Origin of the sequence: Kineococcus radiotolerans SRS30216 = ATCC BAA-149 (assembly GCF_000017305.1) — a bacterium.
GTDB classification, from domain to species: Bacteria; Actinomycetota; Actinomycetes; order Actinomycetales; family Kineococcaceae; genus Kineococcus; species Kineococcus radiotolerans.
The window spans coordinates 3,858,246-3,884,931 of sequence record NC_009664.2 but is presented as its reverse complement, the minus strand read 5'-3'; the positions used below and the strand labels follow the sequence as shown (position 1 = coordinate 3,884,931).

At 76.8% G+C, this 26,686-nt stretch carries 24 protein-coding genes; all 24 read right to left on the bottom strand.

All coding sequences use genetic code 11. The annotated features are described in order from the left end of the window. Positions 1-34: 34 nt before the first annotated feature. On the bottom strand, positions 35-1,147 hold the full coding sequence (locus KRAD_RS18420) for a prephenate dehydrogenase (RefSeq protein WP_012087167.1): 1,113 nt from the start codon (positions 1,145-1,147) through the stop codon (positions 35-37). A gap of 28 nt (positions 1,148-1,175) precedes the next feature. Beyond that, a complete protein-coding gene (gene aroH / locus KRAD_RS18415) occupies positions 1,176-1,538 on the bottom strand; it encodes a chorismate mutase (protein ID WP_041292202.1) in 363 nt (120 codons plus the stop codon). Positions 1,539-1,573: 35 nt separating this feature from the next. Continuing rightward, entirely contained in the window at positions 1,574-2,542 is a 969-nt protein-coding gene (locus KRAD_RS18410; protein ID WP_012087165.1) for a pseudouridine synthase, read from the bottom strand. Further along, on the bottom strand, positions 2,539-3,294 hold the full coding sequence (scpB, locus tag KRAD_RS18405) for an SMC-Scp complex subunit ScpB (RefSeq protein WP_012087164.1): 756 nt from the start codon (positions 3,292-3,294) through the stop codon (positions 2,539-2,541). Before scpB ends, KRAD_RS18410 begins: the two co-directional genes overlap by 4 nt. Beyond that, positions 3,291-4,172, bottom strand: a complete 882-nt coding sequence (locus tag KRAD_RS18400) for a segregation and condensation protein A (protein WP_012087162.1) — start codon at positions 4,170-4,172, stop codon at positions 3,291-3,293. Before KRAD_RS18400 ends, scpB begins: the two co-directional genes overlap by 4 nt. A gap of 4 nt (positions 4,173-4,176) precedes the next feature. After that, on the bottom strand, positions 4,177-8,517 hold the full coding sequence (locus KRAD_RS18395; RefSeq protein ID WP_012087161.1) for an FtsK/SpoIIIE domain-containing protein: 4,341 nt from the start codon (positions 8,515-8,517) through the stop codon (positions 4,177-4,179). An 85-nt stretch (positions 8,518-8,602) separates the two neighbouring features. Next, entirely contained in the window at positions 8,603-8,899 is a 297-nt protein-coding gene (locus tag KRAD_RS18390) for a WXG100 family type VII secretion target (protein ID WP_012087160.1), read from the bottom strand. 119 nt (positions 8,900-9,018) lie between these two features. Next, positions 9,019-10,905, bottom strand: a complete 1,887-nt coding sequence (locus KRAD_RS18385; RefSeq protein WP_012087159.1) for a LysM peptidoglycan-binding domain-containing protein — start codon at positions 10,903-10,905, stop codon at positions 9,019-9,021. A 43-nt stretch (positions 10,906-10,948) separates the two neighbouring features. Beyond that, complete coding sequence (locus KRAD_RS26155; protein WP_012087158.1) at positions 10,949-12,124, bottom strand: hypothetical protein; 1,176 nt, start codon at positions 12,122-12,124, stop codon at positions 10,949-10,951. Continuing rightward, positions 12,124-12,702, bottom strand: a complete 579-nt coding sequence (locus tag KRAD_RS18375) for a hypothetical protein (protein ID WP_012087156.1) — start codon at positions 12,700-12,702, stop codon at positions 12,124-12,126. The genes KRAD_RS26155 and KRAD_RS18375 overlap by 1 nt, the downstream gene beginning before the upstream one ends. After that, positions 12,678-13,169, bottom strand: coding sequence for a pilus assembly protein TadG-related protein (locus KRAD_RS18370; RefSeq protein WP_012087155.1), 492 nt, complete (start codon positions 13,167-13,169; stop codon positions 12,678-12,680). The genes KRAD_RS18375 and KRAD_RS18370 overlap by 25 nt, the downstream gene beginning before the upstream one ends. Then, the gene (locus KRAD_RS26150) at positions 13,166-13,588 is read right to left on the bottom strand and encodes a TadE/TadG family type IV pilus assembly protein (protein ID WP_012087154.1); all 423 of its coding nucleotides are present in this window, start codon (positions 13,586-13,588) and stop codon (positions 13,166-13,168) included. The genes KRAD_RS18370 and KRAD_RS26150 overlap by 4 nt, the downstream gene beginning before the upstream one ends. After that, positions 13,585-14,022, bottom strand: coding sequence for a TadE/TadG family type IV pilus assembly protein (locus KRAD_RS25725; protein WP_275263086.1), 438 nt, complete (start codon positions 14,020-14,022; stop codon positions 13,585-13,587). Before KRAD_RS25725 ends, KRAD_RS26150 begins: the two co-directional genes overlap by 4 nt. Next, a complete protein-coding gene (locus tag KRAD_RS18355; protein WP_012087152.1) occupies positions 13,989-14,222 on the bottom strand; it encodes a hypothetical protein in 234 nt (77 codons plus the stop codon). The genes KRAD_RS25725 and KRAD_RS18355 overlap by 34 nt, the downstream gene beginning before the upstream one ends. A gap of 27 nt (positions 14,223-14,249) precedes the next feature. Continuing rightward, positions 14,250-15,218 (bottom strand): type II secretion system protein, encoded by a 969-nt coding sequence (locus tag KRAD_RS18350; protein WP_012087151.1) that lies wholly within the window; start codon positions 15,216-15,218, stop codon positions 14,250-14,252. Next, positions 15,215-16,090 (bottom strand): type II secretion system F family protein, encoded by an 876-nt coding sequence (locus tag KRAD_RS18345; protein WP_012087150.1) that lies wholly within the window; start codon positions 16,088-16,090, stop codon positions 15,215-15,217. Before KRAD_RS18345 ends, KRAD_RS18350 begins: the two co-directional genes overlap by 4 nt. Next, the gene (locus KRAD_RS18340) at positions 16,087-17,346 is read right to left on the bottom strand and encodes a TadA family conjugal transfer-associated ATPase (protein WP_049821537.1); all 1,260 of its coding nucleotides are present in this window, start codon (positions 17,344-17,346) and stop codon (positions 16,087-16,089) included. Before KRAD_RS18340 ends, KRAD_RS18345 begins: the two co-directional genes overlap by 4 nt. Positions 17,347-17,429: 83 nt before the next feature. Beyond that, a complete protein-coding gene (locus KRAD_RS18335; RefSeq protein ID WP_012087148.1) occupies positions 17,430-18,221 on the bottom strand; it encodes a MinD/ParA family ATP-binding protein in 792 nt (263 codons plus the stop codon). Positions 18,222-18,224: 3 nt separating this feature from the next. Further along, complete coding sequence (locus tag KRAD_RS18330) at positions 18,225-18,950, bottom strand: SAF domain-containing protein (RefSeq protein ID WP_012087147.1); 726 nt, start codon at positions 18,948-18,950, stop codon at positions 18,225-18,227. 164 nt (positions 18,951-19,114) lie between these two features. Next, a complete protein-coding gene (locus tag KRAD_RS18325) occupies positions 19,115-21,688 on the bottom strand; it encodes an AMP-binding protein (protein WP_049821280.1) in 2,574 nt (857 codons plus the stop codon). A 258-nt stretch (positions 21,689-21,946) separates the two neighbouring features. Beyond that, complete coding sequence (locus KRAD_RS18320; RefSeq protein WP_012087145.1) at positions 21,947-23,035, bottom strand: ParA family protein; 1,089 nt, start codon at positions 23,033-23,035, stop codon at positions 21,947-21,949. 54 nt (positions 23,036-23,089) lie between these two features. After that, positions 23,090-24,124, bottom strand: a complete 1,035-nt coding sequence (locus KRAD_RS18315) for a tyrosine recombinase (RefSeq protein WP_012087144.1) — start codon at positions 24,122-24,124, stop codon at positions 23,090-23,092. Positions 24,125-24,238: 114 nt separating this feature from the next. Then, positions 24,239-24,916: an NUDIX domain-containing protein gene (locus KRAD_RS18310; protein ID WP_012087143.1), complete on the bottom strand. Its 678-nt coding sequence runs from the start codon at positions 24,914-24,916 to the stop codon at positions 24,239-24,241. Continuing rightward, positions 24,913-26,631 (bottom strand): CTP synthase, encoded by a 1,719-nt coding sequence (locus KRAD_RS18305; protein ID WP_012087142.1) that lies wholly within the window; start codon positions 26,629-26,631, stop codon positions 24,913-24,915. The genes KRAD_RS18310 and KRAD_RS18305 overlap by 4 nt, the downstream gene beginning before the upstream one ends. Positions 26,632-26,686 lie beyond the last annotated feature (55 nt).

The following is a 26,686-nucleotide window of genomic DNA, read 5'->3' as shown; positions in this document are numbered from 1 at the left end:
GTCCCCGCCGGGCCGTGAATCGCGCGGACGGGCGTCAGAGCGGGACGGTCCAGCCCCGCCCGCGCAGGGCCTCGGCCAGCGGGCCGGCGGCCGCGGGCAGCACGTCGACGGCGGCGAGCGCGACGGCCTGCCCCTCGGAGTGCTCCAGGCGCAGGTCCTCGAGGTTGACCCCGGCGGCGTCGACGTCGGTCAGCAGCCCGGCCAGGGCCCCGGGGCGGTCGGGGACGACGACGACGACCGTCGCGTAGGCCGTGGGGGCGCTGCCATGCTTGCCGGGGATCCGGTCCCGCCCGGCCCCGCCGTCGGCGATCACCCGGGCGAGGCGGCCGCGCGCCCCGGGCGCGGCCGGGTCCCGGGCCAGCGCCCGCAGGGCGGCGACGACGTCGTCGAGGTCGCGGCGCAGGTCCTCCAGCACGTCCGCCACGGGGGCGGCGTTGCCGGCGAGGATCTGCGCCCACAGCGTCGGGTCGCTGCCGGCGATCCGGGTCACGTCGCGCAGCCCCTGCCCGGCCAGGGCGACCGCGGGCTCGGAGGCCTCGCGCAGCCGGGCGGCGACGAGGCTCGCCGCGACCTGGGGGGCGTGGGAGACGACGGCGACGGCCGCGTCGTGCTCGGCGGCGCCCATCGTCACCGGGACCCCGCCGCAGTCCGTGGCGAGGTCGTGGACCGCCCGCACGGCGGCGGGGGCGGCGAGGTCGTGCGCGGCGACCACCCAGGGCCGCCCGGCGAACAGGTCGGTGCGGGCGGAGACCGCCCCGGAGCGCTCGCGCCCGGCCATCGGGTGGCTGCCCACGTAGCGGGAGAGGTCCGCGCCCCGCGCCGTCAGCGCCGCGAGCGGTCCGCCCTTGACGCTGGCGACGTCGGTGACCACCGCGTCCGGGAAGGCGATGAGCTCCGCGGCCACCACGTCGGCCACCACGTCCGGCGGGGCCGCCACGAGCACGAGGCGGGGGTCGTCGCCCGCGGCGGGGAACCGGCCCGCCCCGAGGTCGCGGGCCAGGGCGACGGCGGTCGGCGAGGGGTCGACGAGGACGACGTCGACCCCGCGCAGGGTCAGCGCGAGGGCGGCGGAGGTCCCGAGCAGACCGGTGCCGACCACCCGCACGGTGCCGGTGGTGCGGGCCGGCGCGGCCGCGTCGAGGGTCACCGGGTCGTCGGGGGGGTCGCGGCGCGGGTCACTGGGCGATGTCGCGCCGCAGCGCCTGCGCACCGTTGAGGTAGACGTGCTTGACCTCGCTGCGCGCCCGCGGCGTCTCCACGTGCGCCATGAGCCGGATGACCCGCGGCATGGAGCCCGCGATCTCCAGCTCGCGCGCGCACATCAGCGGCACGTCGCCCATGCCGAGCTCGCGCGCGGCGACGGCGGGGAACTCCGAGACCAGGTCGGCGGTGGAGGTGAAGATGACGCTGATGAAGTCGTCGAGGCTGAGGTCGTTGGCCCGGATGACCTCGCTCACGAGGTCCCGCGTCCGGGCCAGCACCTCCTCGCGCTCGTCGACGTCCACCTGCACCGCACCGCGAACCGCCCGCACCGACACGCGCGGAAGGGTACCCACCGCCGCTCCCGCCCCGCTCACAGGCCCGCGACCGCCATCAGCTGCTGGACCTCGCCGCGGGTCAGGCGGCGGTTCTTGCCCGGCTTGAGGTCGCCCAGGACGATGGGGCCCATCTGGACCCGGACGAGCTTGAGGACGGGGTAGCCCTCGGCCTCCAGCATGCGCCGCACGATGTGCTTGCGGCCCTCGTGCAGGACCACCTCGACCAGCGCGTACCCCGGCTTGGAGTCGACGAGCTTGAAGGAGTCGACCGAGACCGGGCCGTCGTCCAGCTCGATCCCGGCGCGCAGGTTGCGGCCCAGGTCGCGCTTGACCGGCCCGCGGACCTCGGCGAGGTAGGTCTTCTGCACCCCGAACGAGGGGTGCTGCAGCCGGTGGGTCAGCGCGCCGTCGTTGGTGAGCAGGATGAGGCCCTCGGTCTCGAGGTCCAGGCGGCCCACGTGGAACAGCCGCTCCTCGCGCGGACCGACCATGTCGGCCAGGTTCAGCCGGCCCTCCTCGTCGTACATGGTGGAGACGACGCCCTTGGGCTTGTTCACCATGATGTAGACGAGCTCGTCGTCGATGGAGAAGCGCATGCCGTCGACGTGGACGACCTGGCGGGTCGGGTCGATGCGCACGCCGAGCTCGGTGACGACCTCGCCGTCGACGGTGACCCGCCCGGCGGCGATCATCTCCTCGCAGGCGCGGCGCGAGCCGGCCCCGGCCTGGGCCAGGACCTTCTGCAGGCGCACGCCCTCGGGGTCGTGGACGTCGGTGCCGGGGTGGGCCTTGATCGGGCCCGGGCCGCGGCGCGGCGGCTGGGGCGCGGGCTTGACGTCGTTGGTCATCCGCTTGGCGGAGCCGCGGCGGGCACCCGGGGCGGCCTTGCCGCCCGCGCCGCGCGGTCCGCCCTGCGCCTTGCCGCCGCCCGGCTGGGGGCGGCCGGACCGCTGGGGGCGGCCCTGCCCTCGGCCACCGCTGCTGCGGGGCGCGTTCGGGCTCATGAGTCCTCCTGGTGGTGTTCGAGACCCGGCCGGGGCTCCTGCGTGCTCGCCCCGCGGCCGGGTACCTCATCATCCCCCACGCCGGGAGCGGCGGGAACCGGCTCGCGCACCGGCTCGCGCACCGGCTCGGCAAGGACCTCGCGCGGTTCGAGGTCCTCCACCGTCAGCTCGTCGGGCAGGAAGGGCGCCAGCGGCGGGAGGTCCTCCAGGCCGTCCAGCCCCATCCGCTGCAGGAACTCCTCGGTCGTGCGGTAGAGCGTCGCCCCCGACGTGGCCTCCACGCCGGCCTCGCAGACCAGCCCCCGGGTCAGCAGGGTGCGCATCACCCCGTCGACGCTGACCCCGCGCACCGCCGACACCCGGGCCCGGCTGACCGGCTGGCGGTAGGCCACGATCGCCAGGGTCTCCAGCGCGGCCTGGGTGAGCTTGGCCGTCTGCCCGTCCAGCAGGAAGGCCTCCACGACGTCGGCGTGCTCGGCGCGGGAGTACACCCGCCAGCCCCCGCCCACCTCGCGCAGCTCGAAGCCGCGGCCCTGCTCGGCGTACTCCCCCGCCAGCTCGCGCAGCAGCAGGTCCACCTCGTCGGGGGCCTCCCCCGTCGCCCGGGCCAGCGCCTGCACCCGCACCGGCTCGTCGGCGACCATGAGGACGGCCTCCAGCGCGGCCCGCACCCGGCGGCCGGGGTCCTCCCCGCCGGCCCCCACCGCCCCGCTCGTCCCGCCCGTCCCGTCCACCCGCTCCTGCTCGCTCACGCGCCGGTCCCTCCCTCGAACTCGTCCAGCCCGGCCGGCACCGCGGCCGCCGCCGCGCCCCGCTCGGCCTCCACCTGCGCGTCCCAGCGCACGGTCAGCTCCCCCAGCGCCTCCGGCTGCTCCAGGCGCACCCGGCGCTCGCGGAACAGCTCCAGCACGGCCAGGAACCGGGCCACGACCACCAGCGTCCCGAGCTCCCCGTCCCCGGCGTCGGCCACGAGCTCGGCGAACGTGGCCGTCCCCGCGCGCCGCAGCCGGTCCACCACGAGGCTCGCCTGCTCGCGGACGCTCACCGCGCTGGAGTGCAGGTGGTCCAGGTCGACCAGCGCCGTCGGCCGCGGGGTCAGGGCGCGGGCCGCGATCGCGGCGAACTGCTCGCGGGAGACGGTGAGCACGAGCTCGGGCAGCAGCTTCTCGAAGTGCGGCTCCACCGCCACCGCCCGCGGCACCCGCCGCGACGCCTGCTCGAAGCGCTCGGCCAGCAGCGCGGCGACCTGCTTGTAGGCGCGGTACTGCAGCAGCCGGGCGAAGAGCAGGTCGCGGGCCTCCAGCAGCGCGAGGTCCTCGGGGTCCTCGACGTCGGCGGCGGGCAGCAGGCGGGCGGCCTTGAGGTCCAGCAGCGTCGCGGCGACCAGCAGGAACTCGCTGGCCTCGTCGAGGTCGAAGTCCTCCTCCTGGCGGGAGGCGGCGCGCAGGTGGGCGATGAAGTCGTCGGTCACCCGGGCGAGGGCGACCTCGGTGACGTCGAGCTGGTGCTTGGTGATGAGGCCCAGCAGCAGGTCGAAGGGGCCCTCGAAGTTGTCCAGCCGCACGGCGAACCCGCTGCGCCCGGCCTCCGGGGACGCCTGAGGGCTCCGCGGGGAGGGGCTGGCCGGCACCGGGTCAGGCTACCGACTGCGGGACGGCCACCGTGCGCAGCTCGCCGTCGCCGGTGTGCAGCAGCACCCGGCCCGGCTGGGCCGGCGCCCCCAGCGCGCTGCGCGGCACCCGGGCCCCGACGACGTCGCCGGCCATGACGTCGCCGGGCGCGATGAGGACGCCGCACCGGTTGCGCCGCAACGGGACCTGCCAGTTGGAGAAACCGGACCCCACCTCCGACGCCTCCCCGGCGACGATCACCGCGGTCCCGTCGCGCCCGCAGCGGGCGACCAGCCCGCTCAGCCAGCCGTCCGCGGCGCAGTTGCGCAGCACCTCCGCGTCGTCGACGAGGAGGACGGCGGGACCGGCCGCGGCGCCGAGGAGCGGTTCGAGCTCGGCCGCGGTCAGGTCGTCCCCGGTCAGCACGGCCCGGACCCCCGGGCGGCCCGCGAGCGCGCGCAGCGGCGAGGGCCGGGGCGCGGCGATCACGACCTGCGCCCCCTGGTCCAGCAGGGACCGGGCCATCGTCAGCAGCACGGTGCTGCGGCCCGAGCGCGCGGGGCCGGCGACGATCGCCGTCCCGGGCCCGGCCAGCAGGTCCGGCCCGAGCCCGGTCAGGTCGTCCCCGCCGACCCCCACCAGCGCCACGAGGCGCCCCGGGCCCCGCTCGGTCAGCTCCAGCGCCCGGTCGTAGTCCAGGGAGGTGGGCAGGACGTCGAGCCGGAACGGCCGCCGCTCGCGCGGGGTCCCCGCGTCGCGGGTGCGCAGCCGCTCCGCGAGCGCGGCCAGCGCCGCCACCTGCGCGGGGCCGGAGGGGTCGTCGCCGAGGACCGCGACCTGCGCCTCGGCCCCGGTCCCGGCCCGCAGCAGCCGTCCGGGCTGCACGTCCTCCGGCACCTGCCGGGCCGAGAGACCGGCCAGGACCGCGTCGGCGCGGTCGGTCAGGCGCAGCAGCAGCTTGTCCTCGACCAGCGTCCCGGTGCGGCCGGTCAGCAGCTGGCGGTCGCCGGCGACCACGACGTGCACCCCGACGCCGGCCCCCTCGCGCAGCAGCGTCGTCACCAGCTCCAGCGGGGCCTGGCCGTCGAGCTCGGCCAGGCCCCCGAGGAAGCCCTCCCAGCGGTCCAGCAGCAGCACCAGGTGCGGCCAGGCCGGCGGGCCGCCGGCGGCGGCGAGCGCGCGCTGCTCCCCGACGTCGGCGACCCCGAGGGCACCGAGCTCGCCCTGGCGGCGCAGCACCTCCTCGCGCAGGCGGGTGAGCAGCCGCACCGCCCGGTCGGTCTCGCTGCGCTGCACGACGGCGCCGGTGTGCGGCAGCGCGGCCAGCGCGAGCAGCGCACCGCCGCCGCAGTCCAGGCCGTACAGGTGCAGGTCCGCGGTGGGCACGCGCTCGGCGAGGCGGGCGGCCAGGGTCCGCAGCAGCTGGGAGCGGCCGCTGCGGGGGGCGCCGACGACGTAGAGGTGGCCGTGGACGTCGAGGTCGAACTCCAGGCCGTCGCGCCGCTGGCGCTCGGGCACGTCGACCGTGCCGTACGTGGCGGCGTTCGTCCCGGTCGGCGCGGGCAGGTCCGCCGCGCTCAGCAGGGCGGGCAGCGCCGGCAGCCACGGGCTGCGCGGGGCGGGGACGCCCAGGTCCTCCGCGGCGGCGCGGACCGCCGCGACCAGGTGCCTCAGGTCGGTCTCGGCGGCGTCGTCGCGGGCGGCGGGGCCCCTCGGCCGGCGCGGTGCGGGGCGGCCGAGGTCGGCGGGGGGCAGGGGCGCCGACCAGGGGGCGGGGACGTCCTGCGCGGACGACACCCCCGGGCGCCGGCCCCCGACGCGCCCGGACTGGAAGGGGACGAGGGAGCCGTGCCCGAGCTTCACGTAGGCGCGCCCGGGGGTGGCCTTGGCGATGCGCGCCGCGTCCGGGGCGTCGAGGACGTCGGAGCTCTCCGCGGCGTCGGTGACCCGCAGCGCGATGCGCAGGTTGGTGTTGGCGCGGATCTCCGCGCTGACGACACCGGTGGGCCGCTGGGTCGCCAGCAGCAGGTGGATGCCGAGCGAGCGCCCGCGCTGGGCGATGTTCACCAGGCCGGTGACGAAGTCGGGCAGCTCCCGGGCCAGGGAGGCGAACTCGTCGATGACGATGAGCAGCCGCGGGATGCGCGGCAGCCCCCGCCCGGGGTCGGCCTCGCGCAGGTCGTCGTGGTCCTCGAGGTCCTTGGCCCCGGCGGCGGCCAGCAGCTGCTCGCGGTGGTGCAGCTCGGCCCCCAGCGACGTGAGGGCCCGGGCGACGAGGTGGGTGTCGAGGTCGGTGACCATCCCGACGGTGTGCGGCAGGTCGACGCAGTCCTTGAAGGCCGCCCCGCCCTTGTAGTCCACGAGCACGAAGGTCATCGCGTCGGGGCGGTTGGCGACGGCGAGGGAGGCCACGATCGTCTGCAGCAGCTCGGACTTGCCCGACCCGGTGGTGCCGGCGACGAGGCCGTGCGGGCCGTCGGCGCGCAGGTCGATGCCGAAGGGCCCGTCCAGGGACTCCCCGACGACGGCGGTCGTGCTCGCCGGGGACAGCAGCCAGCGGGCCGAGACCGCCTGCGGGGTGGGCGGTTCCAGGCCCAGGACGTCCAGCAGCCGGGAACCGTCGGGCAGGCCGGCGCCGGCGTCGTCGTTCCCGGCGTCGCGCACGGGGGCCAGCGCGCGGGCGATCCGGGCGGCCCACCCCGGGGCGGGGAGGTCGGGCAGGACCCCGGCGACGACGGGGTGGCGCTGGCGCTCGACCCGCAGCGACCCGTCGGGGCGCTCCTCGACGACCGCGGAGCACTCCTCGGGCAGGGATCGGCGGTCCTCCTCGCAGCAGACCACCCGGACCCCCAGCGCGGGCCCGTCGGTGAGCAGGGTGACGACCCCGGGCAGCGAGCGCAGCCGCCGGGCCCCGTCGAGGACGACGACGAGGTCGGGGACGTCGAGGCGGGCTCCGGCGGGCAGGTCCGCCAGCGCCCGCCGCCGGTCCTCCAGGGCCGCGCCGAGCTCGGCGACGCGCCGGGCCCAGGTCTCGGTGGTGGTGCCGACGAACACCGACGCGGCCCCGCCGGCCTCGGCGCGGGCGTGCGGCACCCACCGCACCCACTCCCACTCCGCCAGTCCCGCCGCGCTGGTCAGGACGTGCAGCGACACGTCGCGGGGGCTCTGCAGGACGGCCAGCTGCACCAGCCAGCGCGCGGCGAGCGCGCGGGCGCCGGCCCCCGCGACCCCGGTGACGGGGTGCTCGGCCAGCGGCACCGTGACCGGGACGCGGGAGGCGGTGGCAGTCACCAGCCGGCGGTGCTCGAGCTGCTCGGGGTCCTCGACGACCACGTCGGAGGGCAGGTCGGCGAGGCCGACGCGGACGTGGAGGTGGTCCGCGTCGCGGCGCCGGCGCTCCCACAGCCGGGCGCGGGGGCCGATGGCGGTGAGCAGCAGCTCGGCGGGGTCGGGGGCGCTGTCCCGGCGGGCGCGGCGCTCGGCGACCAGGGCCCGGGCGGCGTCGTCCTCGGTGGTGAGCTTCTCGCGGCGGTAGCGGGCCAGGACGGCGCGGTGGCTGGTGCGGCCCGCCCTGCGGTCGACGAGCGCGTTGGCCACGACCACGACCGGGGTCAGCAGGCCGATGGCGAGGTAGGCGTAGTGGTGGCTGACGGCGACCATCGTCGCGCTCATGGCCAGCGGGGCGAGGGCGGCGACGACGGGGAAGGGCCGGCGGGCGGGGTCCCCGGGCGGGTGCGGCAGCCGGAACCTCGTCGTCCGGTCCGGGGGCAGGAGGCGGGGCGGGCGGTTGTAGTCGAACCCCGCGACCTCCTCGGCGGAGGCCGCGGCGGGTTCCAGCACGGCGTCGGGGGCGGTGGGCACGCCGATCCCGAGCAGGGTCGCGCCGAGGTCGACGAGGTCGCCGGCGCTCCACAGCTGCGCGGCGCGCAGTTCCACCGTCTCCAGCCGGGGCTCTCCCCCGGCCGCGGAGACGAGCACGGCGCCGGTGGGGGCGACGGCGACGCGGACGGTCGCGGGGCCGTGGACGGGGACGGTCCCGGCGGGGCCGACGAGGTGCTCCCCGACCCCGAGCCGGTGCACGGCCCCGGCTCCGGTGCCGCCGACGACGCGCAGCTCGACGGACCCGCCCGGTTCGGCGGGGACGCAGCCGGAGGCGTCGTGCAGGCTGAGGACGGCTCCCTCGCGCACGCCGCTGTCGCCGAGCAGGACGTCCGGGGCGAGTTCCGCGCCGTCGTGGAACACCCGGGCGCCGCTCGTGCCCAGCACGGGGGCGAGGTCGCCGAACGGGGTCCGCGGGTCCGCCTCGACGACGAGGTCGCGCCGGCTCCCCGCGCGGGGGTCGACGACCGTCACGGCCAGACGCACGGGTTGCTCCTCGGATCGACGGGTCCTCCAGCGTGACGGGGGAACCCGCCGGGCACCCGCGGCGGGTGCCCGGCGCGGGGTGGGGTCAGCGGCCCAGGCTCGCGGCGAGCTGGGAGTCGGCGTCGGACAGCGTCTGCGCCGCGGAGTTCAGGTAGCCGGACATCCCGGTCAGGCCCTCGAGGACCTGGGTGATGCCGGTGTTGAACTCGTCGTAGGAGTCCTTGAACGCGACCGAGGAGCGGTCGGTGACGTAGCCGCTGGAGACGAGGCCGTCGACGAGGGCCTTCAGCCGCGCGAGCTGGTCGGCGATCTCCGCCTTGCCGTGGTCGAGGTTGGTGGCCGCGGTGCGCATGTCGTCGAAGGTGACGTTCAGGTTCGCCATGGTTCTTCCGTTCTCCGTGTCGGTGTTCCGTGCACCCCACCGCGGTCGGTGGGGAGTTCCAGTGCAGCACCCGCGGGCCGGGCCCGGCCGGGTTTCCACACCCCCGAACGGGGGTCGTCTCAGGGCCGCAGGGCGTCCGCCCAGGCGGCGTACTCGGTGGGGGGCAACCGGCGGGCCCGGCCGCCGAGGCCGAGGACCCCGAGGTCCAGGCGGCCGTCGGACGTCACCGCGAAGCGCCAGCTGGCGGCGGGGACGTCGCCCACGCACACCACGGCCAGGGGCGTGGGGCCCCCGGCGACCAGGTTCCGCAGGCGCCCCACCTGGGTGTCCGTCGGGGGCCCGGACACGACGACGACCCGGGGCCGCGGCCGGTCCCCGGCCCGCTCCAGCCGGCCGGCGAGCAGGTCGGTCCCGGTCCCCGCCCGGCCCGTGCGTTCGAGGCGGTCCAGCACCTCGTCCAGCAGCGCGTGCGGGCGGAGGTTCTCCGGGGCCAGGGCGGAGAGGTCGTCGCCGAAACCGACGAGGTCGACCTCGACGCCGTCGGACCAGGAGTTCGTGGCGAGTTCCACGGCCATCGAGGCCACCACGTCGCGGGCGGTGCCGGGGTCCCCGCCGAGGGCGACGATCCCCGGGGCGCTCTCGAGGTCCAGCAGGACCTCGTGGTCGCCGGAGCGGGCGACGTCGACGAGGGCGGGGAAGGGCGCGGGCACGGTGGGCGCCGGTCGCCCGGGCACCGCCAGGTCGGGCAGGTCGGCGCGCGCCACCCGCCACGCCCCGCCCTCGAGCACCGTCCACGGCCGCGGCGGCCGGGCCGCGGCCCCCTGCGCCCGCGTCCCGAGGTGCAGGACGAGCTCGTCGGCGGAGAGGTGGGCGGCCACCACGTCGGGCAGGGCCAGACCGGCGGCGGCGCGGTCGGCCGCGAGCCGGCGCAGGGCGTGGTCGAGGAACCGGGCCCGTTCCGGGTCGGCCGTCGCAGCCAGGGAGTCGGCGAGGCCGTCGGCCGTCGGCCCGCCCCGTCGGCGCAGCGCGACGAGGACCCCCGCCAGCAGCAGTCCCCCGGAGAGGGCGGCGCGGGAGGTGAGGTCGTCCGCGGGGCCCGGGGCGGCGGGCCCGGCCCCCTCCGGCGTCGCGGGGGCGGCGGTGGGGGCCCAGGAGACCCCGGCGGGTTCCGCGGCGGGTGCGCTCGGGGGCGCGGCCACGGGGGCGGTCAGGGCGGCGCCCTGCGCGTCGGCGGGGAGCAGCAACGTCCAGCCGGGGCGGATGAGGTCGGCGTCGACGAGGCGCGACCCGTCGGGCTGCACCCGGTCCTTGTTGAGCTCGAATATCTCGTGGTAGCGCAGCGGGTCGCCCAGGGTCCGTTCCGCGATGTCCCAGAGGCAGTCGTGGTGCCGGCCCTGCGGGGGCTGGACGACGTGGACGACGGGTTCACCGCTGCGCGCCGCGGCCCAGCCGGGATCGGGAGCCGTGGAGCCCGCGGGGGCCGGGACGGCGCTCGCGCGGGCGGCCCCGGCCTCGGCCCCGGCGGACGGGGCCGGGGCCGGCGCGCTCACCGCGACCGCGTCGAGGAGCGGGACCGTGCCGGGGACCCAGACCGCGCCGGAGGCGAGCAGGAGCACGGCCGCGACCAGGCGCTGGGCGAGCAGCTGGTTCGCCCCGCCCCCCGGGACGGCGCGGGCCCCGCCGCCGGCGATCCAGGCCCGGGTCTCGGCGAGGACGCAGACGACGAAGTGCGCCCACACCAGCCACAGCACCACGGCCAGCACGTCGAGGACGGCGGACGCGCTGAGCTCGGCGTCCAGCCAGGCCCGGGCGGGAGGGGTGTCGGGCAGCGGGTTCCCGACCAGTTCCACCAGCGCGAGGGGCACCCCGGCCAGCACGGCCAGCAGCACGAGGGCGGCGGCCAGCCCGCGCAGCACCTCCCCGGCGCGTTCGCGGCGGGACGGCGCGACGCGGGGCAGCCGGTGCGGGGTCCGCGACGGCGGACGGGTGGAGGTGGCGGTGCTCACGGGTTTCGCCTCTGCTCGGGTGGGGCGGTCGGTTCGGGGTGGGTCACGGGACGAGGGGCACGACGAGGGTCTGCACCTCGGTGACCCGCAGACCGGTGGGGACGGGGATCTCGACGACCCGTTCGGTGGTCCACGTCGCACCCGCGTCGGAGCTGACTCGGATCCGCCACGTCTCGGTGGCCGTGACGTCGTAGGTGTCGGGTGCGGCGGTGCCCCGGCCCGCGGAGGTCTCCCGGTAGCTGAAGGAGCAGACGTCCGGGCCGGTGCGCTCGGTGGCCCCTGCCGGGAGTTCCCGGCCCGGGCCCGCGCAGGTCACGTCGGGACGTCCGGGTTCACCGGTCCGGACCCGCAGGGAGACGAGCTCCGCGTCCATCCGCAGCCGCCCGATCGCCAGGGGCCGGTGCGAGGTCCCGGTGGCGGAGAACGCGACGACCTGCCCGATGCGGGGGGTGCGGGAGGGCGAGGTCACGATCCTGCCCTCGTCGACGCGGCTGCGGTCGTCCACGAACGTGAGGTACTGCCGCTGCCCCTCGGTGAGTTCCCACCAGAACCGGAGGCGGCCGGGGTCGCTGAGCAGCACCGGGACCAGCACGGCCTCGAACGTGGTGGGGCGGGCCGGGGCCAGGGTGCCCGGGTCGGGAGCGGAGGTCACGCAGACCTGGAGGAAGTCCTGGGGCCGTTCGACGGGGACGGTCTCGGTCGGGGTGGGCGCGGGGACCTCGGTGGTGGTGCTCGAGGGGGTTCCCGGTGCCGGCACCGGCGCCGACGGGATCGCCGGCGCCGACGTCGGGACGGACGGGGGCGTCGCGGTGGGTGTTCCGGTGGGTGTGGTGGTCGGCGTCGCGGTGGGACCCGGTGCGGGCCGCGCGGTCAGGGTGGGCGCGGGGACGGCCACCGAGAGGGTGGAGGCCTCCGCGGGGGGTGCCACCCCCTTCGGCGTGAAGTCGGTGCTCCCCGGGGGCACCAGCCAGCAGGTCGGGGGCGCCGCGCCGTCCAGCAGCGCGCGGTAGTCCTTGGCGCGCCCACCCCCGGAGCACACCGCCCCGTACTCGCCGGCCGAGCTCGACCAGGTGCGGCAGGAACCGTGCACGGAACCGGAACCGGTCCCGGCCGAGGGGGCCGCGAGCAGCCGGGCCCCACCCGCCTCCGCCGCCCGCGCGGGAGCCGCCACCGCGACGAGACCGAGCACGACCACCAGGGCCGCGGCGCAGCGGCGCATCAGAACCGCTCCTCGACGACGTCGGCCGCGGTGCACTCGCCGCCGTCGGCGGCGACGTCGTCGACGAGCCACCGCTCCCCCACCCGCAGGACGACGGCCCGGGCCGTGGCGTGGTGGGGGGCGTTGAGGGCGCGCCCGGTGGAGCGCTCGACCTGCCACCCGCGGTCCTGCAGGCAGAGGGCGAGTTCGACGCGGTCGTCGCCGACGCGGGTGCTGGCCAGGACCCCCACGGGGTAGGGCCCGGGCATCCAGTCGCCCAGGTTCGCCGCCAGCAGCGGCACCGCCCACTCCTGACCCGCGGGGGTCAGCGTGGCGGTGAACCCGGGCAGCCGGGCGGGGTCGGCGACCCCGGCGTTGACGGCCAGCGCCTGCTCGCGCAGGTAGGCGTGCACCGCGGTGACCGCGGCGTCCCCCTCGAACCCGGCGGGAACCCCCGTCGGGGGGACCGCGGCGCTGGTCGCGCTGGCGGCCGGTGGTTCGACGGCCGTCGTGGTGTCGGTGGCGGCGCCGGAGCAGGCGCCCGTCAGCGCCGCCACCGCGCACGCCGCGGCGGTCAGCAGGACCCGGTTTCTCGACACGTCACGTCCTCCTCGCTCGTTCCTTCGAAGGGTCGGGCCCGGCCGTCGCCGGCGGCCCGCAGTTCCTGCACGCCGACGATCCCCAGCAGGCTGGCCCGCTGCGCGATCTCGACGCGGGTCTGGACGACGATCCTGCGGTGCAGCGGGTCGCCGACGTCGGTGGTCCCCCGGAAGCAGTTCCCCGGGTCGACGATCGGGGCGCCCGACGCCGCGGCCGCCCGGCAGTACGCGTTCACCCGCGCCGCGACCTGGCTGTCGGGCAGCAGTTCCAGGTCCGCGGCGTCGAGGTCGATCGCCGCCGCCCCGGCCCGGGCGGCCTCCTCGGCGTAGGCCACGGCGCGGGCCCGGCCGCTCAGCTGGCGGGAGGCGTCGACGACGAGCCCGGCCAGCAGCAGGAGGACCAGGGCGAGGACCGGCACCGCGGGGGCGATGGAACCCTCGTCGCCCCCGCCGCGCAGGGCGCTCACGACAGTTCCCGGTTCGGGTCCAGCGGGCTGGCGAAGGAGCTGGTCACCGACAGCGAACCGGGCAGACCCGGCAGGCCGAGGTCGCCCACCGAGTACGTGCAGGTGGCGGTGACCGTCACCGCGCGGCCCGCGGCGAACTCCGGGATCGGTTCGACGACGAGGCTGTCGGCGCAGTTCCCCGCGCCCACGGCGTCGCGGACCACGACGCGGGCCCGTTCCTGCGCGGCGAGGGGGTTGCGCGCCGTGGTGGCCGCGCGGGCCGCGTCGCGGACCCCGGAGTCCAGCGTCGCCGACACCTGGGTGACGCGGGCGTAGGCCAGCAGCAGCGCGACGAGCAGCAGCAGGGCGGGGGCCACCAGGGTGAACTCCAGCGCCACGCTGCCCGCGTCGGGGACCGGCCGGTCGTCGGGGCGGTTCACCGCACGTCCCCGAAGCGCTCCACGGTCCCCGAGGCCCGCTGCGTCGTCGTGAGGTCCAGGCCCGGGACGAGGCTGACGACGCGGCCGGTGACCTCGACGGAGACCTCGCCCCGATCCGCGCTCCAGCGCGTGCTCGCCCGCGGCCCGAGCAGCGACTCGCGGCCGATCGCGCCCGCGAACTGCTCGACGTGGGCGCGGACGACGGGCTCCGCGGCGGCCGCGGACTGCTCGTCGGGGACGACGCGCAGCTGCGCGACGCCCTCGCGGGCCGCGGCCAGCGCGACGGAGCGGCCGTAGGCCCACAACCCCGCCTGGATGCCGAAGAACACCAGCAGCAGGAACACCGGGGCGATGAACGCCATCTCCAGCGCGGCGGACCCCCGGTCGTCCCGGGGTCCCCTCAGCAGTTCGAGCCGACCGCCACGGCGGCGCACTCCGTCAGCCCCTCGCTCTTGCTCTGGACGATGTTGTAGACCGCCCCGCCGATGAGCGTCGCCGCGACCACGACGATCGCGGCGATCACCGCCCACTCCAGCGCCGACGCTCCCGCGTCGCGCCCGGAGGCCGCCGCCCGGCGCGCCCGCGCCGAGAGCAGCCGGGCGAGGCGGGAGATGAGGAGGAAGTGGTCGGACATGGGTTTTCCCTTCGAACTGCTTCTCGGTCACGACTGGGCCATCAGGTTGTGGACGGCGGGGAAGGCCAGGAACACCATGAAGGCGGTGCACAGGACCAGCTGGGCCACGAGCATGGACTGGGACTTCTCCCCCGCGTCGCCCTCGACGTCGGCCATGTCGCGCCGGCGCACGGTCGCCGCGCGGGCGGCCAGCGAGGCGCGGATCTTGGCTCCGTCGTCGGCGGCCAGCGCCAGGGCGCCGGCGAGGTCGGAAAGCTCGGCGACGGCCAGTTCCTCCCCGAGCTCACCCAGCGCCTGCCACGGCGTGCGGCCGGAGAGCCGGGCCCCGGCCAGCGCCTGCCGGATGCGCACCAGCGCCCAGTAGTCGCTGACCGACGCCGAGCTCAGCAACGCCTCGGGGAGCCCGCGCCCGCCGGCGAGGTTCATCGCGACGAGGTCGGAGAACACCCCGACGACGCGGCGGAAGTCGCGCCGGCGGCGTTGCGCGTCACCGCGCAGCGCCAGGTCCGGCACCAGGAAACCCGCCCCGCCCAGGACGAGCGCCAGCGACACCGGAACCCCGCCGGGCAGGGGAACCCCCCAGGCGCGCAGCACCAGCCAGCAGACCGGCGCCAGCAGCAGCAGGACGAGCCCGGCGACGACCTTCGTCGCGAGGAACTCCCCGGTCCGGCGGCCGAGCACGGCGAGGTCGGCGCGGGTGCGCCGCAACCGCCAGCCGCGTTCACCGGCGAGGACCTCCAGGCGGTCCGACAGGAGCGCCAGCCCCCGCCCGAAGGCCGCCTGCAGGCCGAACAACCCGCGGTCGGGAGCGGCCGAGGCCGCCGCCTCGGCCGCCGAGAGCGCGGTGCGCCGGGCGGAGCGGCGGGCCCCGTCGTAGCGGGCGACCTGCACCGACACCGAGGGCCGGGGGCGCACCAGCGCCCCGCAGAGGAGGGCCACCCCCAGCGCGCCGGCGCCCCCGCTCAGCAGGGCCGTCCCCACCCCGCCGCCGTTCACGCGGCCCCTCCGGCGGGACGGGACAGGAAGCGCTCGTGCGCCTCCACCCGGGCGAGCCGGCGCAACCAGGTCAGCCCCAGGACGAGGAGACCCGCGACGACGATGAGCGCCACCTGCCCGGAGAACGTGGAGTAGGGCGCGACGTAGGAGCGGTTGAACACCGAGAGGACCCCCATGACCCCCAGCACGATGAGCAGCACGATCTGGACGCTGCGGCGGATGCTGCGTCGGCTGGCCTCGATCCGGCGGCGCACGTCCAGCTCCTCGCGGGTCGAGGCGGCCAGCGCCGTGAGCACGTCGCGCAGACCCGGCCCGCGCAGCCGCGCGTTGAGCACCAGGGCCGCGACCACGACGTCCGCGCTCGGGTCGTCGACGTCGTCGGCGAAGCGCAGCAGGGCGTCGGGCAGCGGTTCGCGGACCCGCAGCCGGTCCACCAGGAGGTTCAGCGAGGGGCGCAGCACCGGGGCCGAGGTGGCGGCGGTGGCCGGGATGGCCTGTTCCAGCCCGATGGCCCCGGCGATGGTGTCGCGCAACGACTCCGTCCAGTTCGCCAGACCCTCCAGCCGGGCGATGCCGCGGTTCTCCTCGGCGTTCCCGCCGAGCAGGCGCTGCCAGCAGGCCACCAGCAGGCCGATCCCGATCCCGGCCACGACCCAGCGGGTCAGCACCAGGGTCAGCACCCCCGCCCCCACCCCCAGCAGCACCCGCCGGCTGGAGCCGGCGACCGCGCGGCGGCGCCACCCGGGCCGGGAACTCGGCCCGGCGACGGCACCGCGGAACCCCAGGGCGGCGACGAGGACCCCCGTCCCGGCGACCGCCGCGGCGACCGCGACGAGGACCTCGGGCTGGACCTGACCCAGGACGCCGTTCACGATCCCCACCGCGCCAGGACGGGTGCGACGTAGCCGGCGGCCTCGAGGTCGTCGGCGCACTGCAGCGGGGCGTGCGCGCGGGCGACCCCGTCGGCACCGGCGAGGAAGACCTCGGAACTGAGGACGCGGCCGTCGATGCCGGTGACCTCCCGGACGCTGGTCACGGCCCGGCGCAGACCGCCCCCGGCGTGGTAGGTGTTCCGCTTGTCGAGGAAGACCACGAAGTTCACCGCGCCCGCGATGAGCATGTGGCTGGCCTCGACGGGCAGGTGCTCCGCCGCCTGCAGGGCGTAGGTCGCGATGCGGTTGAAGACCTCGGCCGAGGAGTTCGCGTGGATCGTCGACAGCGAGCCGTCGTTGCCCTGGCTCATGGCGTTGAGCATGGTGACGATCTCGTCGCCGAGGACCTCGCCGACGATGACCCGGCTGGGGTTCATGCGCAGCGAGCGGCGCACGAGGTCGGCCATGCCCACCCCGCCGACGCCCTCGGAGTTCGGCAGCCGCTCCTCGAACGCCACCGTGTTGGGGTGCTCGCGCACCTGCTGGTCCAGGCCCAGTTCCAGCGCCCGCTCGACGGTGATGAGCCTCTCGTGCGGGGGGATCTCGGCGGCCAGGGCGCGCAGCAGGGTCGTCTTCCCCGAGTTCGTGGACCCGGCGATCATGATGTTCTTGCGGGCCCGGACCGCCGCGCGCAGGAACTGCGCGAGGTCCTCGGTCATCGAGCCGGAGGCCACCAGGTCGCCCAGCGTCGCGCTGGACAGCCGGGCCCGGCGGATGCTCAGCGCGGGACGCTGGCAGACCCCCATGACGGCCGAGAGCCGGGAACCGTCGGGCAGGCGCAGGTCCAGCTGGGGGTTCGCGGCGTCGAAGGGCCGGCTGGTGAGACCGACGTTGGAGGCGAGCACCTGGACCAGCTCGACGAGGTCCTCGTCGGACTCCGCCACCGCGTCGTGCAGCTCCTCGCGGCCGTCGGCGTAGCTGACGAACACCCGGTCGCAGCCGTTGACGTCGATGTTCTCGACCTCGGGGTCCTCCAGCAGCGGCTGCAGGCGGCCCACGCCGAAGAGGGCGGCGCCGATGGCGGCGGCCACCGCCTCCTCGCCCTCGGGGGACAGCGGGACGCGCCCGGACTCCATCTCGGCGCGGGCGTGGTCCTCCAGGACCTGCACGACCAGGGACCGGGCGAACTGCCGCTCGTCGGCGGCGGACATGGGGGGACGGCCCGCGGTGTCGTCGCGGCGGCGCTGCGCGGACATGCGCTCGGCGACGACCCCGCGCAGCCGGCGGACCAGGTCGTGGTCGACGGCGTCGGCGGCCCGGCGGACGGGGGTGTCGAGGCTCACGCGGCACCCCGCTGCAGCTCGCCGTGGGCGGCGGCGGCGAGGGTCGCCACCACGGCCCGGCCTGCGCGGACGAGCGCCGTGCGCTCGGGCCAGGACGTGCGGGCGCCGTCGAAGACCCGGGCGCCCGCGGTGTCCAGCGGCAACCGGCCGAAGTCCTCGACCCAGCCGCCGACGGCGGTGAGCACCGCGGCGGCCTCGTCGGCGTCGCGGCGGCGCGGGTCGCCCACGACGACCACCCCGGTGCGGGGCAGCAACCCGTCGCCGCGGCGCAGGGCCCCGCCCAGGACGCGCAGGCGCTCGCGGGCGTGCAGGACCGAGGCGGTGTCGGCGCGGGTGACGAGGACGACGGCGTCGGCGGCGCGCAGCAGGTCCAGGTGGACGGCCTCGGCGCCCACGCGGCCGGCGTCGACGAGCACGTCGGTGGGGACGTCGCCGTGGCCCAGGCCCGCGGCCGCGGTGGCGAGCGCGGACCAGCCCGGCCCGGCGGCGAGGGACTGCTCCGGGCCGGCGAGCCCGCACACGACGCGGGTGCCGCCGGCGACGACCTGGGCCTGCTCCAGGACCTGCGCGCCGCTGAGCCCGCGGCGGGCGCTGGTCAGCAGCGGCAGCAGACCGCGGTCGGGGTCGAGGACCCCGCCGTCGGCCGCGGGCACCCGGGCGACGACGTCACCGCCGGCGGGGTCGGCGTCCAGCAGGACGGCGGGGTGCGGCCACAGCGCGGCGCTGAGCAGCGCGGTGGTGGTGACGCCGGGGGACCCCTTGGCGGAGAGGAGGGAGACGAGGGCCACGACTCACTCCCGCACGAGGTCGACGGGCGGGGTGGTGGCGTCGGCCAGGCGCACCAGGGCGACCTGCCCCGCGGCGGCCGCGGCCACGACCTGGGCGGCGTCGCCGGTGGGGACCAGCAGCGAGACCGTCCCGGAGTCGGTGGCCACGTCGCCGGCGGCGGCCCCCGCACCGCCCGCGGCCACGACCCGGGCGGCGTCCAGCAGGACGGTCCCGGCGGGCTGACCGGTCACGGTGGAGGACCCGTCGGAGGCGACGAGGAACGCGCGGACGACGTCCCCGGCGGCCAGGGCGTCGGTGGGGCGCTGCTCGGCGCCCAGGACGACCCCCACGACGGCGGCGTCGGCGGGGACGGTGTCCCCGGCCAGGAACATCGTCCGGTTGAGGAGGGTGTCGGCGGGGACGCGGGAGGTGGCGTAGGTGCCGACGAAGTTGCCCAGGGCCGCGGCGGGGACGACGGCCGCGCCGTCGGCGGCGACGCGGGCGGTCCCGAGGTCGGCGGCGGTGATCCGCTGGCCGGGGGCGATGTCGTGCCGGGCGACGAGGACGTCCACGCGGTCCCCGCTGCGGTGCACCACGAGCGCGCTGCCCAGCGACCCGGCGACGACCAGCACCAGCCCGAACGCGACGAGCGCCGGGCGGCGTTCGCGGGTGGGTCCGGGCAGCCGCGCGGGGGCGGGGGCCGGGGCGGTCTCGCGGCGCGTCGCAGGAGGGGCGGCGGTCGGTGGCATGGCCCCGACGGTGGCACGGCGCGGCCGGGGGCCCGGTGACCGTCGGCCACCGGTTGCGCCGTCCGGGGGGACCGCGTCACCCGCCTCGCGCAGGCGGGGTCACGCGTCGTGGTCGGAACGGGTGACCCCGCCCGCGGGGCGGGGGCCGGGACGCGTCCGCGTCCTCAGCGCTCGGCGAACCGCCCCTCGCGCACGTCGACGACCGCGGGCGCCTCGGCGCGCAGGGCCTGCGAGACGAGGTCGGCGACGGGGCCGACCCGCGGCTCGCGCAGGATCGACATGTGCTCGCCGGCGACCTCGACGACGCGGGCCTCGCCGCTCAGGTGCGGCGCCCACTGCCGCCGGGCCCCGGCGTCGACGTCGTCGCCGGCCACGACGACCAGCGCCGGGCCGGGGTAGGCCTCGGTGGTGTACCTGCGCTGCAGGAACATCCCCTGCCGGAAGAACCGGATGTAGTGCCCCAGCCCGGAGTGGGCCTTGATGCCGGTCAGGGCCAGCGAGACGCCCTCCTTGAGCTTGGCCACCCGCGAGGGGTACCGCGGCACCGGCATCAGCGCGGGGTCCGGCGGGAAGGAGTCCAGGACCACGAGGATCTCGACCTCCTGCCCCGCCCGGCGCAGCTGGTGGGCCATCTCCAGGGCGACGAGACCGCCGAGGGAGTGACCGGCGACGCGGTAGGGGCCCTGCGGCTGCTGCTCGCGCACCGTCGCCACGTGCCGGCGCGCGATCCGCTCGACCGACCAGTCGGGCAGGGCGCGGTTCTCCAGGCCGTGGGCCTGCAGGCCGAGCACGGGGATCCCCGGCGCGATCCGCTGGGCCAGCGTCCGCAGCGCCAGCGCGGCGCTGCCGGCCCCGGCGACGAGGAAGAGCGGGCGGTCCTCGCCCTCGGGGCGCAGGGGCACCAGGGTGGGGCGGTCGCTGCGGACCTTCGAGCGCACCGCGGCGGCGAAGGAGGCGACGGTGGGCGCCGACGCCAGCACCGCCGTCCCCACCTGCCCGACGGCCTGGTCCCCCAGCGCCTCGATGCGGCTCACGAGCGCCTCGGCGGCCAGGGAGTCCCCGCCGAGCTCGAAGAAGTCGTCGTGGATGGAGAGGTCCTCCAGCTCCAGGACGGCGCAGAACTGCTCGAAGACGACCTCCTCCCAGCCGGTGCGCGGCGCCTCGAAGGGGGCGGTGCTGCGCGGGGGTTCGGGCAGCCGGGAGCGGTCGAGCTTGCCGCGCTCGGTGCGCGGCAGCGCGTCCAGGAACACGACGTGCTCGGGGACCATGTGGGCGGGCAGGTTCTCCCGCACCACGGCGCGCACGGCGGAGGCCTGCGGGCGCGGCCCCTCGGGCACGACGTAGGCGACCAGCGACATCCGTCCGGTGCGCGCGGAGGGGCGGCCCACGACGAGCGCCTCCCGGACGTCGGGCTGGGCGAAGAGCAGGGCGTCGACCTCCCCGGGTTCGACGAGCAGCCCGCGGACCTTGACGCTGTGGTCGCTGCGCCCGAGCAGGCGCAGGCAGCCGTCGGCGCCGAGGGAACCGACGTCGCTGGTGCGGAAGGTCCGCGAGCCGTCGGGGTTGTCGGTGAACACCTCCGCCGTCTTCGCGGGGTCGCGCCAGTAGCGGGCGCCGAGCCAGCGGGAGGTGAGCACGACCCGGCCCGTCCCCGCGTCGGCCAGCGTCCCGTCGGCGAGCTCGACCTGCAGCTTCGCCCCGGGGACGGCCCAGCCCACGGGGGTCGCGCCCTCGGGGGCCTCGTCGTCGCCGCTGATGGCGTACTCCGTCATCAGCCACGTCTCGGTGGAGCCGTAGCGGTTGCGCACCACGCAGTCCGGGCCCACGGCGCGGCGGACGGCGGCGAGCTCGGCCCCGTGGACCGTCTCCCCGGCCATGGTGACGGTCTTGAGGCCGGGGACGCGCCCCTGCGGCCCGAGCGAGGCGATGACCCCGCGCAGGATCGCCGGGGACGCCAGCAGCACGTCGGCGCCGACCTCGCGCAGGAAACCCGGCAGTTCGGCGACGGAGCGGCGGCGGGGGTCGAACAGCTCCTGCCGCGCCCCCACCAGCAGCGCCCCCAGGGTCGGGGTGACCCCGGCGCTGAAGGCCATCGGGAGCAGGTGGGCCACGACGCTGCCGACGGGGTAGGCCCCGGTCGCCTCGGAACTCACCCAGGTGTCGTGCAGGATCGAGCGGTGCTCGCAGGCCACGCCCTTGGGCGCGCCGGTGGAACCGGAGGTGTAGACGATGACGGCCACGTCGTCGGGGTCGGCGGGTGAGCCGAGCAGGGCCGCGGCGGCCTCGACGTGGTCGGGGCGGTGGGCGGCGCCGGGTCCGTCGGGGTCCAGGACGGTGGCGGCGACCTCGCGCGCCGTGGCGGCGCGTTCGGCGTCGGAGACCACCAGCGTCGCCCCGGCGGCCTCGACGTAGTGGCGCAGCCGGGCGGCGGGGGTGGTGGGGTCGAGGACGACGACCGGGTGCCCGGCCGCGATCACGCCGACGACGGCCGCGACCGCGCCGACGTCGTGCCCGCGCAGCACCGCCACCGGGGTCTCGCGCGGGTCGTGACCGGCGTGGTGGGCCAGCACGGCGGCGCGCACGAGCGCGGCGCGCTGCAGCAGGGTGGATCCGGTGAGCCGGTCGACGCCGTCGGCGACCAGGACGGTGTCGGCGCACGCGAGCGCGACCTCGACGATGCGCGGGACCAGCTGCCCCTGCGCGTGTTCCTCGGAGAACCGCGTGAACCCCTCGTCCACGGTGTCCGTCCCTGGCGTAGCCCCCACGGGTGAGCCCCTCCCCCGACCGGTCTAGGGAACCGGTCACGTGTGGCCGAACCCTAGCCCGTCGGAGCTCGCCCGCACGGGGCAGTCGGGGCGTCGCGGGCGCACTCGCACCGCACGGACGCCGGAGTTCGACGCAGCGTCTTCACTTCTGACGCAGGGCAACCACCACGGGGTTCGAGGAGGCCCCGACGAGCGGTGAACGCCCCGGGGCGCGGGGTCGGAGACCTCGGGTCAGGCCGCGTCCCCGCGGGCCACGAGTTCCCGCGCGAGCTGGCGGTAGGCCTCCGCCCCCGGGTGGTTGGTCGCGTAGGAGGTGATGGGTTCCGCCGCGACCGTGGCGTCCGGGAACTTCACCGTCCGCCCGATGACCGTGTGGAACACGTCGTCCCCGAACGCGTCCACGACCCGGTTGACGACCTCGCGGCTGTGCAGGGTGCGCCCGTCGAACATCGTGGCCAGGATGCCGTCGACCTCCAGGGCCGGGTTCAGCCGCTCCTGCACCTTCTCGATGGTCTCCACCAGCAGGGCCACCCCGCGCAGCGCGAAGAACTCGCACTCCAGCGGGATGAGGACCCCGTGCGAGGCCGTCAGCGCGTTGACGGTGAGCAGGCCCAGCGAGGGCTGGCAGTCGATGAGGACCACGTCGTAGTCGTCGAGGGCCGGACGCAGGGCCCGGGCCAGCACGCTCTCGCGCGCGACCTCCCCGACCAGCTGGACCTCCGCGGCCGAGAGGTCGATGTTCGCCGGCAGCAGGTCCAGACCCTCGACGGCGGTCTCCCGGATCACCTCGCGCACGTCGGTGCCGCGTTCCATGAGCAGCTGGTAGACGGTCTTGTCGAGCTCGTGGGAGTTGATGCCGAGACCGGCCGACAGCGCACCCTGCGGGTCGAAGTCGACCAGCAGCACCCGGCGGCCGTACTCGGCCAGCGCCGCCCCGAGGTTGATGGTGGTGGTCGTCTTCCCGACCCCGCCCTTCTGGTTGCACATGGAGATGACCCGGGCCGGGCCGTGCTGCTCCAGCGGCGCCGGCACCGGGAAGACCGGCATCGGGCGCCCCGTGGGGCCGTTCTGGGGGCCGAGCTCGATCTGGCCCTGCACCGCGCGTCCCTCGCGGGCCTCCGGAGCGGCCTCGTCGGCGGCCCCGTGGACGGCGTCGTGGGCGGTCTCGGCCCGCGGGACGGCGGGGACCGGCGCGGTCGACGACGGCCACGGGCTGGGCTCCTCGACGGGCTGCACCACCGGCTGGGCCACCGGCTGCGGCGCCGGAGCAGCGGTGCTCGTCGACGTGTCGGTGGCGGGCTGGGGGTACTCGCTGGTCACGGAGCGGCACTTCCTCGGGCAGTCGGGACGTCACGGTCTGTCTTCGGGGTGACCTTAGTCCGCCCGCGGTGGTGGAGCGCTGGACGGGTCGCGGGGGCCTGGACGGCGGCCGGCGCGCGCCTCGGGCGGCGGATTCCCCGTCGCCAGCGCGTAGACCTGGGTCGTGGCGACCGAGGCGTGGCCCAGCAGCTCCTGCACGACCCGCACGTCGGCCCCCTCGCGCAGCAGGTGGGTGGCGAAGGAGTGGCGGAGGGTGTGCGGGGAGACAGCCCGCGCGATCCCCGCCCGCTGCGCGGCGGACTGCAGCACCGCCCACGCGCTCTGCCGCGACAACCGGTCCCCGCGGGTGTTGAGGAACAGCGCCGCCGTCCCCCGGCCCTGGGCCGCCAGCTGGGGACGCGACCGGGCGAGGTAGCGCTCCAGCGCGCTGCGGGCGCAGGGGCCCAGGGGGACGAGCCGCTCCCGGGAACCCTTGCCGCGCAGCCGGACCAGCCCGCCCTCGCCCAGGACCTCGGGGGTGACGTCGTCCACGTCGAGACCCACGGCCTCGCTGATGCGCGCCCCGCAGCCGTAGAGCACCTCCAGCAGCGCCGCGTCGCGCAGCGCGACCGGGGACCGCTCCCCCTCGCCGCCGGGGCCGGCGACCTCGAGCAGTCGCCGCACCTCCTCGACGGTGAGCGCCGTCGGCAGCCGCCGCGGCGGGGTGGGCGGGCGCACCAGCACCGCGGGGTCCTGGTCGCTGCGACCCTCCGCGTGCAGGAAGCGGTGCCAGCCGCGCACCGCCGAGGCCGTGCGCGCCGCCGAGCTGGCCGTCAGCACCGCCGCCCCGTCCGCTCCCGTGCGCAGCGCGACGACGAAGCCGCTCACCACCGCCTCGTCCACCTGCGCGGGGTCGTGGACGCCGCGGGCGGCGAGGAAGCGCACGTACCGCGCCAGGTCGCGCCGGTAGGCCCCCAGCGTGTTCGGCGACAGCCCCCGCTCGACCTGCAGGTGAGCCAGGTAGTCCCCGACGGCCGCGCGCAGCGCCGCCTCCCCGGAGCCGGCGGGGTCGGGGTCACCGGGCGCGGTGGCGAGGACCTGGGCGGGCACGGATCGACCCTAGGGGAAGGCCCCGACGAACCGGACGACCCACGCGGGCGGCGCGCGGCGTCCTCGACCGGCCCCGGGGGCCCGGGCCGTCGCGGCGGCCCGGGCTCCGGGGACCTAGCCGCGCTCCGGGCGCAGCAGCCCGCTCGGCCACGGGGCGTCGGCCGGGCGCAGGTCGCGCCAGCCGCCGGCCTTCGCCGCCTGGAGGGCGAGCACCCCGATGACGCTGCCGGGGTTGGCGAAGCGGCCCTCCAGCACCGCCCGCACCGCCTGCTCCAGCGGGACGCGCACCGGGACGAGGTCCTTCTCCTCGTCCTCGCGCACGTGCCGGTCGGCGTCGGGGACGGCCGACAGCCCGCGCGCCAGGTAGATCCGGTTGGCCTCGCTGGACCCGCCGGGGGAGTTGAACCAGTCGACGAGGACGGCCCAGTCGGCGGCCACCAGGTCCGCCTCCTCGCCCAGCTCGCGGCGGGCCGCGGTCAGCGGCGGCTCCCCGGCCACGTCGAGGAGGCCGGCGGGCAGCTCCCACGTCTCCCGGCGGACGGGGTGGCGGTACTGCTTGATGAACAGGACGTTCTCGTCGTCGTCGAGGGCGAGGATCGTCACGGCACCGGGGTGGCGCTGCACGTCGCGCACCACCGGCGAGCCCTCGGACAGCTCGACGGTCTCGCGCACCACGTCCCAGACGTGGCCGCGGAACACGACCTCGCTGCCGACCAGCCGGCGCTCGGACACGGCGTCGGCCAGGTCCGCGCCGTCGACGACCGGCACGCCGAGCTCCTCGGGGAAGCTCACGCGGTCGCCTCCGTCAGGACGTCCGCGGTGGCCTCGGCCGGCTCCGGCTCCACGTCGATGAGCTGACCCTCGCGCTGGCGGCGCAGGGCGGCGGCGACGAGACCGGAGAACAGCGGGTGCGCCCGGGTCGGGCGGGACTTGAACTCCGGGTGCGCCTGGGTGCCGACGTAGTACGGGTGCACGTCGGCCGGGAGCTCGACGAACTCGACGAGCTCGCGGTCCGGGGAGGTGCCGGAGAACACCAGGCCCTTCGCGGACAGCTGCTCGCGGTAGGAGTTGTTGACCTCGTAGCGGTGCCGGTGGCGCTCGGAGATCCGCTCGCTGCCGTAGGTCGTGGCGACGACGGAACCCTGCTGCAGGACCGCCTCGTAGGACCCCAGGCGCATCGTGCCGCCCATGTCGCCCTCGCCGGAGACGATGTCGCGCTGCTCGGCCATCGTGGCGATGACGGGCTGCTTGGACGTCGGCTCGAACTCCGTGGAGCTGGCGTCCTCCAGCCCGGCGACGTTGCGGGCGTACTCGATGACCATGCACTGCAGACCCAGGCACAGACCCAGCGTGGGGACGCCGTTCTCGCGCGCCCAGCGCAGCGCGCCGAGCTTGCCCTCGATGCCGCGCACGCCGAAACCGCCGGGGACGCAGATCGCGTCGACGCCGTGCAGCTGCTTCTGGGCCCCCTCCGGGGTCCGGCACTCGTCGGAGGCCACCCAGCGGATGTCCACCTTCGCGTCCTCGGCGAAACCGCCGGCGCGCAGCGCCTCGGTGACCGACAGGTAGGCGTCGGGCAGGTCGATGTACTTGCCCACCAGGGCGATCTCGACGCGGCGGCGGGGGTTGTGCACCCGGCGCAGCAGGTCGTCCCAGGTGGACCAGTCCACGTCGCGGAAGCTCAGGCCCAGCTTGCGGACGAGGTAGGCGTCCAGGCCCTCGCGGTGGATGACCTTGGGGATGTCGTAGATCGAGGGCGCGTCCACGCAGGCGATGACGGCCTCGTCGTCCACGTCGCACATCGAGGCGATCTTGCGCTTGACCCCCTCGGGGATCTCCCGGTCGGCGCGGCACACGATCGCGTCGGGCTGGATGCCGATGTTGCGCAGCTGGGCCACGGAGTGCTGGGTGGGCTTCGTCTTCAGCTCACCGCTGGGGCCGATGTAGGGCACCAGGGAGACGTGGACGAAGAACACGTTGTCGCGCCCGAGGCGCTGGCGCACCTGGCGCGCGGCCTCGAGGAACGGCAGCGATTCGATGTCGCCGACGGTCCCGCCGACCTCGGTGATGATGATGTCGATGTCGTCGCGGGCCTGCGCGCGCATCCGGTCGACGATCTCGTTGGTGATGTGCGGGATGACCTGGACGGTGTCGCCGAGGTACTCCCCGCGACGCTCCTTGGCGATGACCGAGGAGTAGACCTGACCGGTCGTGACGTTCGCGGAGGCGTCGAAGCGCACGTCGAGGAAGCGCTCGTAGTGGCCGATGTCGAGGTCGGTCTCCGCACCGTCGTCGGTGACGAAGACCTCCCCGTGCTGGAACGGGTTCATCGTGCCGGGGTCGACGTTGAGGTAGGGGTCGAGCTTCTGCATCGCCACCCGCAGGCCGCGAGCCCGGAGGAGTCGGCCGAGGCTGGAGGCCGTCAACCCCTTCCCGAGGGAGCTGGCCACCCCCCCGGTCACGAAGACGTGTTGGGTGGGGGACTCGGGAGTGCTGCGGTTCGCCACGGAGTTCGATCGTACCGGACGCGGCGGTCCCCCGCGCCCGCCCCGCCGGCGCCGG